The 18,153-nt window shown below is 59.8% G+C and carries 16 protein-coding genes; 14 read left to right on the top strand and 2 right to left on the bottom strand.

The features are described 5' to 3' along the window. The first annotated feature begins 1 nt into the window (after position 1). The 8 genes from rlmH (at position 2) to FCS96_RS13530 (ending at position 8,259) form a co-directional block, all read left to right on the top strand. Positions 2–472 carry a 23S rRNA (pseudouridine(1915)-N(3))-methyltransferase RlmH gene (gene rlmH, locus FCS96_RS13565; RefSeq protein ID WP_138440904.1) on the top strand — a complete coding sequence of 157 codons (471 nt, stop codon included), beginning with the start codon at positions 2–4 and terminating at the stop codon, positions 470–472. 8 nt (positions 473–480) lie between these two features. Further along, positions 481–2,376: a penicillin-binding protein 2 gene (mrdA, locus tag FCS96_RS13560; protein WP_138440903.1), complete on the top strand. Its 1,896-nt coding sequence runs from the start codon at positions 481–483 to the stop codon at positions 2,374–2,376. Then, entirely contained in the window at positions 2,376–3,518 is a 1,143-nt protein-coding gene (gene rodA, locus FCS96_RS13555; RefSeq protein ID WP_138440902.1) for a rod shape-determining protein RodA, read from the top strand. Before mrdA ends, rodA begins: the two co-directional genes overlap by 1 nt. 109 nt (positions 3,519–3,627) lie before the next feature. Then, on the top strand, positions 3,628–4,521 hold the full coding sequence (locus FCS96_RS13550; RefSeq protein ID WP_138440901.1) for a septal ring lytic transglycosylase RlpA family protein: 894 nt from the start codon (positions 3,628–3,630) through the stop codon (positions 4,519–4,521). A 45-nt stretch (positions 4,522–4,566) separates the two neighbouring features. Beyond that, a complete protein-coding gene (locus FCS96_RS13545; protein ID WP_138440900.1) occupies positions 4,567–5,733 on the top strand; it encodes a D-alanyl-D-alanine carboxypeptidase family protein in 1,167 nt (388 codons plus the stop codon). 24 nt (positions 5,734–5,757) lie between these two features. Further along, a complete protein-coding gene (locus tag FCS96_RS13540; RefSeq protein ID WP_407658110.1) occupies positions 5,758–6,036 on the top strand; it encodes an HP0495 family protein in 279 nt (92 codons plus the stop codon). 5 nt (positions 6,037–6,041) lie between these two features. Then, complete coding sequence (lipB, locus tag FCS96_RS13535; protein ID WP_138440898.1) at positions 6,042–6,680, top strand: lipoyl(octanoyl) transferase LipB; 639 nt, start codon at positions 6,042–6,044, stop codon at positions 6,678–6,680. Between the two features lie 145 nt (positions 6,681–6,825). Continuing rightward, positions 6,826–8,259 (top strand): ABC1 kinase family protein, encoded by a 1,434-nt coding sequence (locus FCS96_RS13530; protein ID WP_138440897.1) that lies wholly within the window; start codon positions 6,826–6,828, stop codon positions 8,257–8,259. On the opposite strand, the gene FCS96_RS13525 is transcribed toward FCS96_RS13530, so the two are convergent. Next, the gene (locus FCS96_RS13525; protein WP_138440896.1) at positions 8,214–8,642 is read right to left on the bottom strand and encodes a YqaA family protein; all 429 of its coding nucleotides are present in this window, start codon (positions 8,640–8,642) and stop codon (positions 8,214–8,216) included. The genes FCS96_RS13530 and FCS96_RS13525 overlap by 46 nt on opposite strands. Positions 8,643–8,702: 60 nt before the next feature. On the opposite strand from FCS96_RS13525, the gene FCS96_RS13520 reads away from it, so the two are divergent. Both FCS96_RS13520 and FCS96_RS13515 read left to right on the top strand, forming a co-directional pair. Continuing rightward, positions 8,703–10,829, top strand: a complete 2,127-nt coding sequence (locus tag FCS96_RS13520) for a methyl-accepting chemotaxis protein (protein ID WP_138440895.1) — start codon at positions 8,703–8,705, stop codon at positions 10,827–10,829. A 144-nt stretch (positions 10,830–10,973) separates the two neighbouring features. Next, positions 10,974–11,228, top strand: coding sequence for a GrxA family glutaredoxin (locus FCS96_RS13515; RefSeq protein ID WP_138440894.1), 255 nt, complete (start codon positions 10,974–10,976; stop codon positions 11,226–11,228). A 77-nt stretch (positions 11,229–11,305) separates the two neighbouring features. Here FCS96_RS13515 and FCS96_RS13510 read toward each other — a convergent pair whose 3' ends face one another. Next, positions 11,306–12,568, bottom strand: a complete 1,263-nt coding sequence (locus FCS96_RS13510) for a 6-phosphofructokinase (protein WP_138440893.1) — start codon at positions 12,566–12,568, stop codon at positions 11,306–11,308. Between the two features lie 154 nt (positions 12,569–12,722). On the opposite strand from FCS96_RS13510, the gene mpl reads away from it, so the two are divergent. From mpl to FCS96_RS13490, 4 genes are all read left to right on the top strand, one after another. Beyond that, a complete protein-coding gene (gene mpl / locus FCS96_RS13505) occupies positions 12,723–14,117 on the top strand; it encodes a UDP-N-acetylmuramate:L-alanyl-gamma-D-glutamyl-meso-diaminopimelate ligase (RefSeq protein WP_138440892.1) in 1,395 nt (464 codons plus the stop codon). 35 nt (positions 14,118–14,152) lie between these two features. Beyond that, complete coding sequence (locus tag FCS96_RS13500) at positions 14,153–14,806, top strand: flavin prenyltransferase UbiX (RefSeq protein WP_138440891.1); 654 nt, start codon at positions 14,153–14,155, stop codon at positions 14,804–14,806. Positions 14,807–14,926: 120 nt separating this feature from the next. Beyond that, positions 14,927–16,066: an acyl-CoA dehydrogenase family protein gene (locus FCS96_RS13495; RefSeq protein WP_138440890.1), complete on the top strand. Its 1,140-nt coding sequence runs from the start codon at positions 14,927–14,929 to the stop codon at positions 16,064–16,066. Between the two features lie 142 nt (positions 16,067–16,208). Then, complete coding sequence (locus tag FCS96_RS13490; protein WP_138440984.1) at positions 16,209–18,116, top strand: hypothetical protein; 1,908 nt, start codon at positions 16,209–16,211, stop codon at positions 18,114–18,116. The last annotated feature ends 37 nt before the right edge of the window (positions 18,117–18,153 follow it).

The raw sequence follows: 18,153 nt of genomic DNA, 5'->3' as shown, positions 1-18,153 counted from the left end.
CATGCGCTTACGTCTGATCTGCGTGGGGCAGAAGATGCCCGACTGGGTCAGTGCCGGGTATCATGATTACGCCCGCCGGATGCCGCCGGAACTGCCGCTGGAACTGGTCGAAATCCCCTTGGCACACCGGGGCAAAAACCCGGATATCCCCAGACTGATGCAACGCGAGAGCGAGGCCCTGCTGGCTGCGTCCGGCCCGAAAGACCGGGTCGTCGCTCTTGAGGTTGGTGGTCGTCCCTGGTCCACGGAAAAGTTGGCGAGCCAGCTTGAGAACTGGCAGCAAGATGGGCGCGATGTCAGCTTCTTCGTCGGTGGTCCTGATGGCTTGGCGGACGCCTGTCGTCAACGTGCCGACCAGCAATGGTCGCTGTCGCCCCTGACACTGCCCCACCCACTGGTACGTATTCTGCTGGCCGAGCAACTGTACCGGGCCTGGTCGATTACCCGTAACCACCCGTACCATCGGGCATAGGATCGACTATGCCGTGGGGTGAATTCAAGGATACTGCCGCCGAGCGCCGATTGTTCCAACGCCGCACCCTGGTCATGCTGGCCTTCGTGCTGGTGCTGATCGGTGGCCTATTGGCCCGGATGTACCAGTTGCAGATTGTCGAGCACGAGGTGTACACCACTCTGTCCGACAAGAATCGGGTGCAGGTCCAGTCAGTCCCGCCGCCCCGGGGGCTGGTGTACGATCGCAACCGCACCCTGCTGGCGGAAAATCGCCCAGTGTTCAGTGTCACCCTGGTGCCTGAGCGGGTGGACGGCATGGCCGAGACACTGACTCAACTCGACCGTATTCTGGATGTCTCCGAAGAGGACCTTGAGCGCTTCCAGCGTCGATTGCAGGAGCCTCGTCGCCCTTTCCAGGAAATCCCGCTACGTTACGACCTCGACGAACAGGAGATGGCGCGCCTGGCTGTGCACCGGCACGAATTGCCCGGGGTCGAGGTCAAGGCCGAGCTGGTTCGATATTACCCCCACAGTGAACTTACCGCCCACGCCCTGGGCTTTGTTGGTCGCATCAACCGGGATGAGCTGCAGCGCATAGATCCGGTTAATTACGCCGGCACCAACTATATCGGCAAGTCCGGTATCGAACGCTTCTACGAGGACATCCTGCACGGACAGGTTGGTTACCAGCACGTGGAAACCAATGCCCGGGGCCGGACCTTGCGGGTTCTGGAGCGGGAAAACCCAGTGCCGGGCGAGGACTTGCAGTTGCACCTGGACCTGAGGCTGCAGAAGCGCGCCCACGAACTTTTGGACGGCCGGCGGGGCGCCATCGTGGCGATCGAGCCGGCAACTGGCGGCATTCTGGCATTGGCCAGTGTGCCCGGTTTCGATGCCAACAAGTTTGTTACCGGGATCAGTGTCACGGACTATCGCGAGCTCAGCGAGAGCCGGGACAAGCCGTTGTTTAACCGTGCGCTTCGAGGCCAGTACCCACCCGGTTCAACCATGAAGCCGATGCTGGCGATTGCGGCCCTGGACAGTGGCGCGACGACCAAGGACTACACCATCTGGGATCCGGGTTATTTCAGGCTGAACGAATCCGGTCGACGATATCGGGACTGGAAGCGTGGCGGCCACGGCTGGGTAGACCTGATGGACGCCATGGCAGAATCCTGCGATGTCTATTTTTATGAAATCGCGGTGAAAATGGGCGTGGATACCATGTACGACTACCTGTCCCGCTTCGGCTTTGGCGAAGACGCCGCCCTGGATGTGTCCGGTGCACTGAGCGGCTTGCTGCCGTCTCGGGACTGGAAGCGGGCGATGCGGGATGAGCAATGGTACCCGGGCGATTCGGTGAATATGGGGATTGGTCAGGGCTTCATGCTGGCGACACCGTTGCAGCTGGCCACCGCTACCTCCCTGATTGCCAATCGGGGCAGTTGGGCTGAGCCCCGGCTTTTGAAAGACATTGATGGTGACACGTCCGTGTCTGGCTTCCTGCCCGATGGCAATCATGAGCCCCTGAAGCTGAAAGACCCCAGTGATTGGGAGTATGTGGTAGACACCATGGCCGAGGTCATGCACGGTCGCAAAGGCACGGCGCGTGGGGCCGGGGCTGGCGCACCCTACCGCATGGCAGGCAAGACCGGTACGGCACAGGTCTTCAGTCTGGCTGAGGACGAGGAATACGATGCCGAGGAGGTGCGGGAACGGCTTCGAGATCACGCCCTGTTTGTCGGCTTTGCACCGGTTGAAAACCCGGAAATCGCGGTCGCTGTAATCGTCGAGAACGGCGGTGGCGGCAGTAGTACCGCCGCGCCTGTGGCCCGTGAACTGTTTGACGCCTGGTTGCTGGAATTCCAGCAGTCAGACGACGAGGCGCTGGTGGGTAGGGTCGACTCCGGGGGAGAGAATTAATGGCACTGCACGATTTTATCGATCCGACGGCCACCAACCCGTTGGGCCGGCCTCGGGGCATCTGGTCGGCGTTGCACCTGGATCCGGTCCTGCTGTTCCTGCTGCTGGCGTTGGTCTCCGGTGGTCTGTTCGTGCTGTATAGCGGCGCCGACGGCAACAGCCAGGTGGTCAAGGCCCAGGGCATAAGGCTCGGCGTCGCATTCGTGGTGATGCTGGTGTTTGCCCAGCTCGATCCCTCGGTGTTTCGGCGCTGGGCGCCCTGGCTCTACGCCGCCGGGATTGCCGCCTTGCTGGCGGTACTACTGGTAGGTGTTGGGGCCAAGGGTGCCCAGCGCTGGCTGGCAATTCCCGGGCTGCCCCGGTTCCAGCCTTCCGAGTTGATGAAACTGGTGGTCCCGATGATGGCAGCTTGGTACCTGTCGCGGCATTTCCTGCCACCCCGTTTTCGTCATGTCATCGTCGGCCTGGCCATCGTGCTGGTGCCAATGATGATGATCATTCAGCAGCCGGATCTGGGCACCTCGCTGCTGGTCGGCATGGCCGGTCTGTTTGTGGTGTTCTTCGCCGGCATCAGTTGGAAGCTGATTCTGGCGTTTGTAGCCCTGGTGTCAGTCTCGGCCCCGATGATGTGGTTCTTCGTCATGCGCGAGTACCAGAAGCAACGGGTGCTGACCTTGCTGGATCCTCAGAGCGATCCATTGGGAGCCGGCTGGAACATCATTCAGTCAAAGACCGCCATTGGATCCGGCGGCATTGACGGTAAGGGTTGGCTGCAGGGCACCCAGTCGCACCTGGAGTTCCTGCCCGAGAGTCACACCGATTTCATCGTCGCGGTGCTGGCGGAAGAGTTTGGCTTCATTGGCATGCTGGTGCTGATGCTGGTGTACGTGTTGATTATCCTGCGCTGCCTGTACATCGCCGCTACCGCCCAGGATTCGTTCAGCCGCCTGCTGGCCGGCGCCCTGACCATGACCTTCTTCATCTACATCTTTGTCAACGTCGGTATGGTCAGTGGTCTGCTGCCGGTGGTGGGCGTACCGCTGCCATTGATCAGTTATGGCGGCACCTCCGGTGTTACCCTGATGGCGGCCTTTGGTGTCCTGATGTCCATTCACACCCACCGCCGAATGATCAGCGCCTAGGTAAAGGTGGCGAGTGGGTAATGGTGAACCTTGGTTATAACCCGTTACAATAAGCCACGGCTGCCCGCCCGTTGATTTGGCGGCCGGTGTGCAAGAGGATTTCCGGACTGTGATTTTCAAACCTTCGCTTTCATCCCTTTTGGCGCTGTCATTGGCCCTGCTGCTTGCCGGGTGCGCGTCATCGCCGGAAACCGACCATTCTTCCCGTTACAGTATTTCCCAGGATCGGGCTCCGTCGGGCAATTTTGACGCCTCCGGGCTGGCCGATGCCAAGCCGGTGTATGAGGCCCCGCGCCGGGCTGGCAACAAGTCGTCGTACACGGTGTGGGGCAAGCAGTATCAGGTGGTGGGCAGCAACGATGGCTATGTTGCACGGGGCACCGCTAGTTGGTATGGCGAGAAGTTTCATGGCCACAAGACGTCGAATGGCGAAACCTTTAACATGTACGCTATGTCTGCGGCCCACAAATCCCTTCGGATTCCGGGGTATGCTCGGGTGACGAATCTGGATAACGGACGTTCGGTCATTGTCCGGGTGAATGATCGTGGTCCTTTCCATGGTGACCGGCTGATTGACCTGTCCTACGCAGCGGCAAAAAAACTGGGATACCAATCTCGGGGCACTGCCCGGGTCGAGGTGGCTGCGATCACCGTGCGGCCAGATGGTTCGATGACGCTGGCGGGGCAGCCGTTCATGCCCGGAGATACCGTGAATGATCCTGAGACCCAGGTGGTTGCCAGCGGCCAGATGACCGTCGGTAACGATGCCCTGTTCGTCCAACTGGGCTCGTTCAGCAGCCGTGATCCGGCGGAGAAACTCAGGGACAGGGCCCAGGCAATTGTTGAGAAGCCGCTGCGGGTCCGGTCCATTGATACCGGCTCGGGTCGCTTCCATCGCGTGCAGGTTGGCCCGTTCGCCGACGAGACCAGTGCCCGAAGGGCGCAGAGCCTGCTTGAATCCCGGGGCTTCGCCCAATCGATTCTGCTGACTGATTCACACTGAAAAGCAATCAGAAAGACACACACCTAACGATAAATGACTGAACCCATGGCCCTAAAATCATTGCTCCGTTCCTGTTCGATTCTGTTGGTTCTGACGCTGGCGTTGGTTGGAAAAACGACAGCGCAGTCAGTCCTGATCCCCTCGCCGCCGCAGATTGCCGGCAGCTCCTACGTGTTGATGGACCCCAAGAGCGGTCGCATCATCATGGAAGAAAACAGCCATGAGCGTCTGCCACCGGCCAGTCTGACTAAGATGATGACGGCTTACATTGTCGAGCGTGAGCTGGACGAGGGTCGCATCAGCATGTCGGATATGGTGCCGATCAGCGTTCGCGCCTGGAAAACCGAAGGTTCTCGGACCTTCGTCCGCGAGGGCACCAGCGTTCCGGTTGAGACCCTGCTCAAGGGTGTGATTATCCAGTCCGGTAATGACGCCTCGGTAGCGCTGGCCGAATTCGTTGCCGGTAGTGAGGACGCGTTTGTGGATATCATGAACCAGCAGGCACAGTTGCTGGGCATGAAGGGCACCCATTTTGAGAACGCCACCGGCCTGCCGTCGCCGGAACACTTTTCCACCGCCTATGACCTGGCGATCCTGGCGCGTGCCATCATCAATGATTACCCGGAAAATTACCCGATCTACGCGGAGAAGCATTTCACCTATAACAAAATCCGTCAGCCCAACCGCAACAGCCTGTTGTGGCGGGATGACTCGGTTGATGGTCTGAAGACCGGGCACACTGAGGAAGCGGGATACTGTCTGGTGGCCTCGGCGAAACGTAACGATTCCCGGTTTATTGCCGTGGTGATGGGCACCAGCAGCTCTGAATCCCGCTCCCAGGAAGTTCAGAAGATGCTGAATTATGGCTTCCGTTACTACGAGAGCGAGCGCCTGTTCCGGACCGGTCAGGAAGTCATTAAGGCCCAGGTCTGGTCGGGTCAGGCCGACCAGGTTTCGGTTGGCATGACTGACGACGTGTTCGTGACCATTCCCCGAGGCTCGCGCAATGACCTGGAATCCACGGTTGACCTTGATTCCGTAATTAAAGCGCCCATCAAGGTGGGAGACGAGTTGGGCCGGGTGAAGGTTTCCCTGAACGGTGAGGTTCTGGTGGACCAGCCGGTACAGGCTCTGACGGACGTTCCCGAAGGCGGCTTCTTCAAGCGCATCTGGGATGCCATCAAGCTCTTTTTCGTTCAGTTGTTTCAGTAAGGGGCATGATATGCCTCAGGGAGTATTGACGGCATGAGTGAGCCGAAAGCACCAAAAATCGAATTCCCCTGTGATTACGTCATCAAGGTCATCGGCAATGCCGCACCGGATTTCACCGACTTTGTGGTCGAGGTTGTCGAGCGGCATGCGCCGGGTATTACTGAGGACAGAATCGCGGTGAACGACAGCAGCAAGGGGCGCTTCTCCTCCGTTCAGTTGACCATCGTGGCGACCGGGGAAACCCAGCTCAAAGCGCTGTTTGAAGAGCTCAAGGCCAGCGGCCGGATTCATATGGTGTTGTAAGCACAATGGCCGACCTGATCGTTCGTTCACTGGGGCAGCAGCCCTACATGGAAACCTGGGAGGCCATGAAGGCCTTCACCGCCGATCGGGATGATACCGTCACCGACGAACTCTGGTGTCTGGAGCACCCCCGGGTTTACACCCAGGGGCAGGCGGGCAAGGCCGAGCATATTCTTGCCCCCGGCGACATTCCGGTGATCCCGGTGGACCGGGGCGGTCAGGTCACCTATCACGGCCCCGGTCAGCTGGTGATCTATCTGATGATTGATCTGAGCCGACGCAAACTTGGGGTGCGGGCGCTGGTCGACCAGATCGAGCAGGCCATTGTCCGCACGCTGGCCGAGCTGGACATCGAGGCTGCCCCCAGGGCAGACGCGCCCGGGGTCTATGTGGGTGAGTCCAAGATTGCCTCGCTCGGGCTTCGGGTTCGGCGCGGCTGTTCGTTCCACGGCTTGGCCCTGAACGTGGCCATGGATATGGAACCCTTCCGTCGCATCAATCCCTGCGGCTACGCTGGCCTGCCCATGAGCCAGGTCTCCGATTTCAGTTCTGATGCGACGGTGCCCGAGCTTGAGCGTCGTTTGGCGGCTCAGCTGGTCGCCGGTCTCGGCGCCTCGGCGGTTGACTACCGCGAGGGCTGGTAAGCGCCGGCTCCGCACTGGGCAGCCTTGCATTGGCCCGGTGGCCGCTATTGCCGAGTCGATAGAGGTAGGTCAGATTGGCACCGCATCCGTATAATGACCAGAGCCGCTGGTGGCGGTGAAATTCTCGGATCCCGACAGGTCACGCATGTCAGCCAGTAGACGTCCAGGAAAATCGGTCTCCCGCATTAAAACCGGCAGCTTCGAGCGTCGGCTCAGTCTCACCCGCGCTGGTTTGTTCGCCGGTACTCGCATGGCTTCGCACATGGCCACCAACTGGTTCAGCAATCGCGAGAAGCGGGAGAAGAAACATCGCGCCATGCTCTCGAGTCAGGCGCGCTTTCTGGTGGATGAGTTGGGCCAGCTCAAGGGCAGTGTGGTCAAGATTGGCCAAGTCATGGCGCTGTATGGGGAGCACTTCCTGCCCGACGAGGTAACCGAAGCCCTGCACACGCTGGAGGACCAGACCACCTCGCTGGAATGGTCCGCCATTGAGCGGGTGCTGAAAGAGGAACTGGGGACGGCGCGTCTGGCGGAGCTGGAGGTTGATCCTGAGCCGATTGGCGCAGCATCGCTGGGCCAGGTGCATCGGGCCGTGCGCCGCAGTGACGGTCTGGAACTCGTGCTGAAGGTTCAGTACCCCGGGGTGGCCGATGCGGTCGACAGCGACCTGAATGCCGTCGCCCAGCTGCTGAAAATTGCCCGGTTAGTCAGTTTTGGACCGGAGTTCAACGACTGGCTGGAAGAAGTCCGGGATATGATGCACCGGGAGGTGGATTATCGACTGGAGGCCCGGACCACCGAGAAATTCCGGGAAATGCTGGCCTCCGATCCGCGCTTTATCGTGCCGCGGGTACTCCAGGAGTACTCCAGCGCCCATGTTATTGCCTCCACCTACGAGCATGGCCACTCGGTGAGTTCGGGTCCGGTCAAGGAGTTGCCCCTGGAGCGTCGCAGTGCGCTGGGCAAAGCCGCTCTGGAGCTGTTCTTCCGGGAGCTGTTTGTCTGGGGCGAAATCCAGACCGATCCCAACTTTGGTAATTACCGGATTCGGATTGCCGGTGAAGAAGGGGAGGACCCCGGTTATGATCGCATTGTGCTGCTCGATTTTGGCGCGGTGCAATCCTACAGCGACCGGTTCCTGAATCCGGTTCGGCAGATGATCCAGGCTTCCTATGAACAGGATCTTGAGGCGGTCATCGATGGTGGCGTGAAACTTCGATTCATGAGCCTGGACTGGCCTCGGGACGTGCTGGAGACATTCGGCAACGTGTGCATGTCGGTGCTGGAACCACTGGCCTCGGATCAGGACCAGTGGCCGGACTACGCGGTGAACAGCCACGGTGAGTACCGCTGGAAGCAGAGTGACCTGCCGTCACGAGTGGCTCGCCAGGCGGCCCGCTCAGCTATCAGCCGGTATTTCCGGGTGCCGCCCAAAGAGTTTGTCTTCCTCAACCGCAAGCTGATTGGCGTGTATACCTTTGTTGCCGTGCTGCACTCCGAATTCAACGGTGAGCCGTTACTGCGCAAATACCTCTACGGTGATGACGCTTCCGCGACCAGCCAGAGCACGAAGGCATAACGCAGCCCCTTGCCGATGGCTACCAGGACCACGAAGTTCAGCCACGGCACCCGCATGATGCCGCCTACCAGGGTGAGCGCATCGCCGCCCAAGGGCAGCCAACCCAGCAACAGTGACCACTGACCGTAACGATTGAAACGATTGCGCGCGCGGTGCAGCTGCATTTCGCTGATGGGAAACCACTTCTTATCCTTAAAGCGATCGACTTGTCGGCCGATAATCCCATTAACAACGGAGCCGAGCGTGTTGCCCAGGGTGGCTGAAAACCATAGCCACCAGTACGAAAATCCTTGCGTCACCAATGTGCCCAGCATGATTTCCGAGTAGGCCGGAAGTAATGTTGCGGCGGCAAACGCCGTCAGGAAAAGCGTCAGATACGCCAATCAGATCTCCTTGATTCGAAATTCACAATGTTGCTGCCGCGACAAACAGGTTGCCTCACAATGAAACAGCTTTCCCTTCAGTTCAAACTCTATGCCCTGGTGATTTCCCTGTTGCTGGTGCTGGGTATCAGTATTGTCGTCACCGCCCAGATGTCGCTTGCCAGCATGGAGGACCGGTTGACGACGGAGGCCAGGGGCACGGTGCAGGGCATTGTCATGGACCAGTTGAGTGCGACCGCCGGCAAGTACGGCGAGTTGGTCAGCGGTCAGTTTGCCACGGCCTACCGCACGCCAGAGGTGGTGCGAAATATTATCACGCGCAATATCCAGGCCGACAGTTCCGGCCGGATCAGCCGCCGGGATATGCAGGAGACCATTGGCGCCATTCTGGAAGAGCAGACCAGTCTGAGCTCTATTTACGCCCATTTCGAGCCAGACGCGTACGACGGTCAGGATCGGTATTTCACCGGCGGTGTTGAAGAGCACAGCAGCAACGAAGGCACCCTGGAGATTTATTATTACCGGGGGCCCGACGGCAACGTGGTATTTAACCGCTCGGCAGACACAGCGTTCAAGTATCTGGAGACCCGCAACGAATTCGGTATCCGCGACGGCGAGTGGTACCTGTGCTCCCTTGAATCGAAGACCCCGTGCATCATGGAGCCGTACGAATACGAAATCGAGAAAGGCTACACCGAGCTGATGACCAGCCTGGTTATCCCCATTCTGGATGATGGTGAGTTCGCCGGGGTGACCGGAACCGATCTAAACCTGACAACCCTGCAGCAGGCCATCACCGAGGTCAGTCAGACGCTGTTTGACGGCCAGTCCCGTGTCACCCTGCTGAGCCGGCGCGGCCTGATAGCCGCGTCCAGTCATTACCAGGACCAACTGGGCCGTCCCCTGAACGAAGCCTTGCCGGAATTGGCGGACGAATTCGTGCAGCTGCACCAGGGGGAGGGCAGTTTTGACGATGGAGAGACCCTGGCGGTGTCCTACCCGGTGGACATCAGTCTGGCCAATAGCCAATGGTCGCTGCTGATTGAACTGCCCCGGGACGCGGCCCTGGCCAGCGTGCAGGCAATGACGCGCCTGCTGAAGGACGAAGTAGCGGCTACCGCTACCGATCAGACCGTGGTTGGTAGTGTAGTGGTGGTGTTGGCCACGTTGGTGCTGATCGTGCTGGTGCGTTCGGTGACCCGGCCCCTGAATGAAATCCGCGACCGGATGCAGAATCTCGCCAGTGCCGAAGGTGACCTGACTCGTGAACTGGACATCGACACCCACGCCGAGCTGATTGACCTGGCGGGCGGTTTCAATACCTTCCTGGCCAGGTTGCGGGGCATGATCAATGACCTCAAGGACGTGAACTCACAGGTTCGTGAACAGGCCAAGGGTGTAGGGGCCATTGCCCTGGAGACGGACGAGCAGACCTCGCGCCAGCACCAGGACATTGAAAGCGTGGTGACCGCAATGAATGAGATGTCCGTAGCTGCCGGTGAGGTCGCCGGCTTTGCCGGCGATGCCGCCGAAAACGCGCGCATGGCTCAGGACGGCATTCGCTTTACCCAGGACACCCTGCAGTCGGCGGTCAGTGGCGTGAACGCGGTCTCCACCGATATGGGCCAGGCCAGCACTGCGATTGGTCACGTTGCCAGCCGCAGTGAGGACATCAACCGAATTCTGGACGTGATTCGCGGTATTGCCGAGCAGACCAATCTGTTGGCGCTGAATGCCGCTATCGAAGCGGCCCGCGCCGGCGAGCAGGGGAGGGGGTTTGCGGTGGTTGCGGACGAGGTCCGGACCCTGGCGCAGCGTACCAGACAGTCCACTGACGAAGTCAGCGAGATGATTGATGGCCTGAAAGTGGACGTGAACGGCGCCGTATCGGTGATCGAGAATGGCGTCGAGCGCGCGTCGTCTGCGGTTGATGGCACCCAGGAAGCGGCTCACTCGCTGGCAACGGTTGTGGAACGTATCGGTACCATCGTCGAGCACGTCACCCAGGTGGCCACCGCAGCCGAGGAGCAGAGTTCGGTCAGTGAAGAGATTAACCGTAACCTGACCCACATTGGCGACGCTGCCAATGATTTGCGTGAGCTGGCGTCCCGGGTCAAGGGCAGTGGCTACACCCTCGATGAACAGGTTCAGGTGCTGGAGCGGGAGTTGGGTCGACTGAAGACCTGAGAGCATGGCCGGGACCGACGGTATGGTCCTGCGCTATGACCCTGATTCAGAGCTTCAATTTTCAATTTTTCGCGACCGTGCGATCATAGCGCCAAACTTTTTTGGAAGTGCTACGCGCAAATTTCGGTATTTCAGGAGGTCCCAGTGGATCATGTAACAATTTACGGTCGCACCAGTTGCGGATTCTGTGTCCGGGCGAAAGGCCTTTGCGAGGCCAAGGGCTTGGCCCACACCTGGATCGATATCATGGCCGAGGGCCTAAGCAAGGCAGACATTGCCGATAAGATCGGCCGGCCCGTGTACACCGTGCCGCAGATTCTGGTCGGTGATCAGTACGTTGGTGGCTGTGATGAGTTTTTTCAGTTCGTCCGCAGTCGGGAAGCCGCGCTCCAGGACTGAGTGAGGGCCCTAAACAAAAAACGCCCGGTTGCGATCAGCGCCGGGCGTTTTTTATGTCGTCAGCTCTTTCAAAGAGTTCAGATCTGGAACGGCGTTTTCAGTTTTTTCTCGACCAGCTGATTCTTCAGCTTCGCCACCCGTGGCAGCCCGTTTTCGAACGGCGGGAAGCTCTCGCCCTCAATCAGCGGCTGCAGGTAGTCACGGCAATCCTGGGTGATGCCAAAGCCGTCATCGGTGATGTAGTGAATCGGCATTTTCTTTTCCTGGTTGGCCACTTCGCTCAGGGGCGCTTCGCCGATCTTCCACCGGTAGGGTTTCGCCTGCTCCCGGACGATGGTTGGCATCAGGGCCTGCTTGCCATTGATCGCCATTTCCACTGCGGCTTCACCGACTGCGTAGGCCTGCTTCACGTCTGTGGCCGAGGCAATGTGACGAGCGCTACGCTGCAGGTAGTCGGCAACGGCCCAGTGGTACTTGTGGCCCAGGGCCTGTTTCACCATGTTGGCCAGGGCAGGGGCTACGCCACCCAGCTGGGTGTGGCCAAAGGCATCCTTGGCACCGGCGTCGGCCAGGAAACGGCCGTCCTCGTACTGGGCACCCTCGGAAGCCACCACCACACAGTAACCGTATTCCTTCACGCAGTGATCAACGCGGGCCAGAAAGGCGTCGCGATCAAACGGGATTTCCGGGAACAGGATGATGTGAGGCGGTTCGCCTTCACCCTGGCCAGCCAAACCGCCGGATGCCGCAATCCAGCCGGCGTGGCGACCCATCACTTCCAGGATAAACACCTTGGTGGAGGTTTCGCACATGGACTTGATGTCCAGGCTGGCTTCCATGGTGGAGGTGGCAATGTACTTGGCCACGGAACCGAAGCCCGGGCAGCAGTCGGTGAACGGCAGGTCGTTGTCGACGGTCTTGGGCACGCCAATACAGGTGATGGGGTAGCCCATCTTCTCGCCAATCTGCGACACCTTGTAGGCGGTGTCCTGGGAGTCGCCACCACCGTTGTAGAAGAAGTAGCCGATGTCGTGGGCGCGGAACACCTCGATCAGGCGCTCGTATTCGCGACGGTTCTCCGAGATGTTCTTGAGCTTGTGACGGCAGGAACCAAAAGCACCACCCGGTGTGTGGATCAGTGCCTGGATGGCTTCATCACTTTCAAGGCTGGTATCAATCAGCTCTTCCTGCAGCGCCCCGATAATACCGTTTCGGCCGGCGAAGACCTTGCCGATCTTATCCGGGTGTTTGCGGGCGGTCTGGATGACACCGCTGGCACTGGCATTGATGACGGCGGTGACACCGCCAGACTGAGCGTAGAATGCGTTCTTGATGGCCATCTTGGGCTGGAGCCTCCTCTGGTTCAACGTTGGCGCAGATGATACGCCAAACCGCGTGGATTTTCATGAGCAGGATTGCGGATAGCGCGGCTCTTGACGGGCCCGGACGGATACGGGAGGCTTGTCGGGTTTCAATGGCAGAGGCAGTAACGGAATGCATATTCATATCCTGGGAATCTGTGGCACCTTCATGGGCAGCCTTGCGGTACTGGCCCGGGAGCTCGGTCATACCGTGACCGGCTCCGATCAGGGCGTGTACCCGCCGATGAGCACCCAGCTGCAAGCCCAGGGCATTCAGTTGATGGAAGGTTACAGCGCCGACCATCTGGAGCCCAAACCCGACCTGGTACTGGTCGGTAACGCCATGTCCCGCGGCAACGCCGAAGTGGAGGCGGTGCTCAACCGCAACATCGATTACATGTCGGGGCCGGAATGGCTGGCCCGGGAAGTGCTGCGTCATCGCTGGGTTCTGGCGGTGGCAGGAACCCACGGGAAGACCACCACCACCTCCATGTTGTTGTGGATTCTGGAACAGGCCGGATTCCAGCCCGGTTACCTGGTGGGCGGTGTGCCTAACGATTTCCCGGTGTCGGCGCGGCTCGGCAACAGCGATTTCTTTGTCATCGAGGCGGATGAATACGACAGCGCGTTTTTCGACAAGCGCTCCAAGTTTGTTCACTACCGGCCGCACACCCTGATCCTCAATAATCTGGAGTTCGACCACGCCGATATCTTCGACAACGTCGAGGCCATCGAGCGACAGTTCCACCATCTGGTGCGCACCGTGCCATCCCAGGGCCTGGTGATTCGCCCAGCGGTGGACTCGCATCTGGACAATGCCCTGGAGCTGGGGTGCTGGAGTCCGGTTCAGGACACTGCTATCGGCAGTGAAACGCCCCGAACCTCCGACTGGCGGGCCGAACTGCTTTCTGAGGACGGTAGCCGGTTTATGGTGATTCACCATGAGCAGCCGGTGGCCACCCTGAAGTGGTCGCAGACCGGCATGCACAATGTGCGCAATGCGCTGTCCGCCATCGCCGCTGCACGCCATGTGGGCATCACGCCGGACCACGCCGTTGCAGCCCTGTGCCGGTTCTCCGGCGTCAAGCGCCGCATGGAGTTGCTGGCCGATGTTGGCGGCGTCCGGGTCTACGATGATTTTGCCCATCATCCGACCGCGATCGCGACCACCCTGGAAGGCCTGCGCGCGCAGGTCGGCGAAGAGCCCATTGTGGCGCTGATCGAGCCGCGCTCCAACACCATGAAGCAGGGCGTGCACCAGCAGACGCTGCTGCCCAGCGCCGCCATGGCAGACCGGGTGCTATGGGCTAATCTCAACAACATGGACTGGCTGCCGGCGCTGGTCGCCGAGTGGCAAGCCGGGCATGTTGACGAAGGCCGGCACCAGGTCGAGGCGTCAGTTGACGCCCTGATTGACCGGGCCTTGGACGATCTGCCCAGGCCCTGCCACATTGTGATTATGAGCAACGGCGGTTTTGGTGGTATCCACGGTAAACTTGTTGCCGAGCTTGAGCGTATTCAGGGCTGATTCTTCCGTTATCACACCTATGATCAAGGCGAACCATGACTGACACCGCAGCGCAGGCGCGAACTGTAAATCTGGCTTTTACCGGCGCATCGGGCGCCCAGTATGGCTTGCGCTTGCTGCAATGCCTGGTCGCGGCGGGTTGTCGGATCAATGTCATGGTCAGCCGGGCAGCTCAGGTGGTGATTGCCACTGAAACCGAGCTGAAATTGCCGGGCACGCCGCCCGCCATGCAGGAGTTCCTGACCGACTGGGCGGACGCCGAACCCGGGCAGATCCTGGTGTTTGGCCGTGACGACTGGTTTGCGCCGCCGGCGTCCGGGTCCGGTGAAAAAGCCCCGCTGGTGGTGTGCCCGTGCAGCACCGGCACCCTGTCGGCACTGGCCACCGGTGCCAGCGATAACCTGATTGAGCGGGCCGGCGATGTCGCTCTGAAAGAACGCCGGCAGCTGATATTGGTGCCCCGGGAGGCGCCGTTCTCCGAGGTCCACCTTGAGAACATGCTGAAGCTGACCCGCATGGGCGCCGTGATCATGCCCGCCAGCCCCGGCTTCTACCACAAGCCTGAATCGGTTCAGGGCCTGGTTGACTTTATCGTTGCCCGGCTGCTGGATCACCTCGGAATCGCCCAGGATCTGATGCCGCGCTGGGGCGAAGCCCGCTCGGAGAGTAAGCGTAACAACCAGGATTAACGCCTGCCGGCGATGGTTTTGGTCAGCCCGATTGATGGTTTTCACCATTGAGTGAAACGGCCGCCCGGCCGAGACTTGGTGAACGACAATCACAATATGGGTCACTCACCGAGGTTTACCATGATTCCACGTACACTGTTCGACGCCGATCTCGAAGGCTTCCGCGATTCCGTCCGCAAATTCCTCGAGCAGGAGGCGGCGCCCTATCACGAGCAATGGGAGAAAGACGGCCAGGTCAGTCGTGAGCTGTGGCGCAAGGCTGGTGAGCTGGGCTTCCTGTGCCCGACCATGCCGGAAGAGTACGGCGGAGTAGGGGCGGATTTCCGCTACAGCGCAGTGGTCATGGAAGAAGTAGCCTACGCCGGGCTGACCGGCATCGGCTGGGGACTGCATTCCGACATCGTGGCGCCGTACATCCTCCATTACGGCTCTGAAGAGCAGAAGCAGAATTATCTACCCAAGCTCGTTTCCGGCGAAATGGTCACCGCCATCGCCATGACCGAGCCAGGTGCCGGTTCCGACCTGCAGGGCGTGAAGTCTACAGCGGTCAAAAATGGCGATCACTATCTACTGAACGGCTCCAAGACCTTTATCACCAATGGCCAATTGGCGGACCTGGTGATTGTGGTTGCCAAGACCGATCCGAAAGAGGGCGCGAAGGGCACCAGTCTGTTTCTGGTTGAGGCCGCTTGGGAAGGCTTCGAGAAAGGCCAGAACCTGAACAAGGTTGGTATGAAGGCTCAGGACACGTCGGAACTGTTTTTCCAGGATGTGAAAGTGCCGGCAACGCACCTGCTGGGTTCCATGGAAGGTCAGGGCTTTTTCCAACTGATGCAGGAGCTGCCCGCTGAACGTCTTCAGGTGGCGCTGTCGGCAGTTGCAGCCGCCGAGGCCGCGTGGCAGTGGACTCTGGATTACGTGAAGGAGCGCAAGGCCTTCGATAAACCGGTCATTTCGTTCCAGAATACCCGCTTCAAGATGGCTGAGATGAAAGCTGAAATCACTGCTGCGCGGGTGTTCACCGATCGTTGCCTGGAACTGCACCTGGATAAGAAGCTGGATATCCCGACCGCCGCCATGCTCAAGCAGCTGACCACCGACCTGCAGTGCAAGGTGATGGACGAATGCGTGCAGTTGCACGGTGGCTACGGCTATATGTGGGAATACCCGATCGCCCGCGCCTGGGCAGATTCCCGGGTGCAGCGAATCTACGCCGGCACCAACGAAATCATGAAGGAAATTGTTGCCCGTTCATTCTGACTATTAGCCCCCGTTGCGGTGCACCGGGGGCTGTCTGCTTCGGTTACCAAAGTTTACAAATTGCCAAACCTATCAAGGTCTCCCGTTCCCACATCCCTTAGAGTGTCGGCACAACCTCTAACAAGGATAAACGGTTGCCGTGATGAAGCCTGCCCATTGCCCCAGTGTGTCACTTCTGGTTCTCGCCCTCGGTCTGGCCGGGTGTGGCGAGGAATCCGACAAGCTGCCTGTCGATGGCAGAGACTTTGACGGTCTCAAATACAGCGAACCGGTGGCCTACACCGGCAAGGCCATCGATGGTTACCTGATCAACGCGCGGGTCTGGCTTGATATGGACGGCGATGGCCAGCACACCCCGGGGCCGATGACCATTGCCCTGGAGAACGGCGCAGAAGTGGTGCTTGACGCCGGCGAGCCGACCGCCATGTCGGGTGAAAACGGCGACTTTTCCCTCGATGTGGCCGAACTGGAGCAGGATCCGGAAGTGGGGCCGGACCTCGATCCCCGGGATTACCCATTACACGCCCTGGCGCTGCCGGGCAAAACCCTGGAGCAAACGCCAGTGGGCAATGTCGCGGTTACGAGTGCCTACCTGCTGTCGGCGTCACCTGGCGTGCGTAATGTCACGCCCCTGACGACCCTGGCCAGATTCCGGGCCTTGGCGGGGCTGGCGACAGGGTCGAGCCATAATCTGCCAGACAGTCTGGTGGGCATGAACCTCTTGCGGGATTACGTCCAGGCGGAAGACGAGCGTGCCCATGCCTACGCCCGGGCACTGGCCCGGTTCATGGCCAGTCAGATTCCAGCCGACTATAACCAACTGCTGGCCAATGCCGACAGCACCGGTACCGAGCGTTATCTGAGCGCCGAGGCAGCGGTTTTGCTGGGGGTGTCCTTGGTGCAGCACGCCACCGACATCGTGAATATTGTCGATGAAGCGGCCGGCGGCAAATACGCCACCTTGGCGGTGGATTCGTTGGCGTTGCCTGAAGCCGCTCTGGAACTCAGCAACCCGATCCTGCTGACCCGTCAGCGCATCCTTGCCCAGCCTGAACTGTCAGCAGGCCTACCGACAGGCGTGTCGGACCTGAAGCAGTCGGCAGAACTGGTGTTTGACTACACCGAGGCGGGGCAGCTCAAGTCGATTTCGGCCAATGGCTGTCTGGCGCCGTCAATGCCGGAGCTGGCACGATTGGTGGCGGTCGACGGCTACGCTTCCAAGCTCGCTACTCAATGGTTCCCCTCGGCGGCGCTGTCTGAGCAGAGTGTGATTAATTACGACATTCCCGGCATCGATGAGCGGCTCGTGTTCGACTGGGCCAAGGATCAGATCCATTTCGAGACCGCGACCACCTGTCATGAGCATGAAGGTATCTTTGCCGGATCCAGCGAACTAGGTGGTAATTCAGAGGTCACCTACAGCTGGACGATTGATAGCGATGACCGGGTTGAGCTCCAGGCCCGCATTTCCCGGCCGGATGGTTCCGTGCTGACCCGGACTCTTCAGTCAGGGGCCATCGCAAGCGAAGTCGCTGGTTTTGTTTCTCGCACCCTGAGCGAAGACGCGACTGAATTGATGTCGTTGCAACTGGCGGGGGCCCGTGAACAGTGTGAGGTGGATGGCATGGCGGGGTTGGATGGGGCGGTCACTGCGATAGAACCGTTCGCCTTTTCGGGCTATGAACCCCAGCCAGTGTCGTTCAACGATCTGGAAATGGAACTGGACACCCGCACGCTGTTAGACCCCGGCACCAATAGGGAGGTGACGTTCAATCGTTTGCTGCGTTACGGCTTTTTGGATCCACAAACCGCCGGTCTGAGCAACGTGGATGCGACGCGGGGCTTTGAATGGATGATGTACTACCCGTCGGTGGGAAGTTCGGAGTTTTCTTCGGCCCAGGCAAACCTGATCGAGGAGGCCTATCTGACCCGGCACAACGGCGACAAGTCCTGTGGTCGCGAGTTTGATCGCACGCCAACATCGGCTTACGCACGGGTCGAATACGATTATCAGTCGCTGTCTGATTACCTGATAGGGCTGTTGCAGTAGGCGATCGCCCGCAAGAGATAAAACGCAAACAGTCCGG

This window comes from Marinobacter alexandrii (genome assembly GCF_005871205.1).
In the GTDB taxonomy this organism is placed as follows: Bacteria; Pseudomonadota; Gammaproteobacteria; order Pseudomonadales; family Oleiphilaceae; genus Marinobacter; species Marinobacter alexandrii.
Note: the sequence above shows the minus strand (reverse complement) of the source record. Positions and strands in the feature narration are given on the sequence as shown.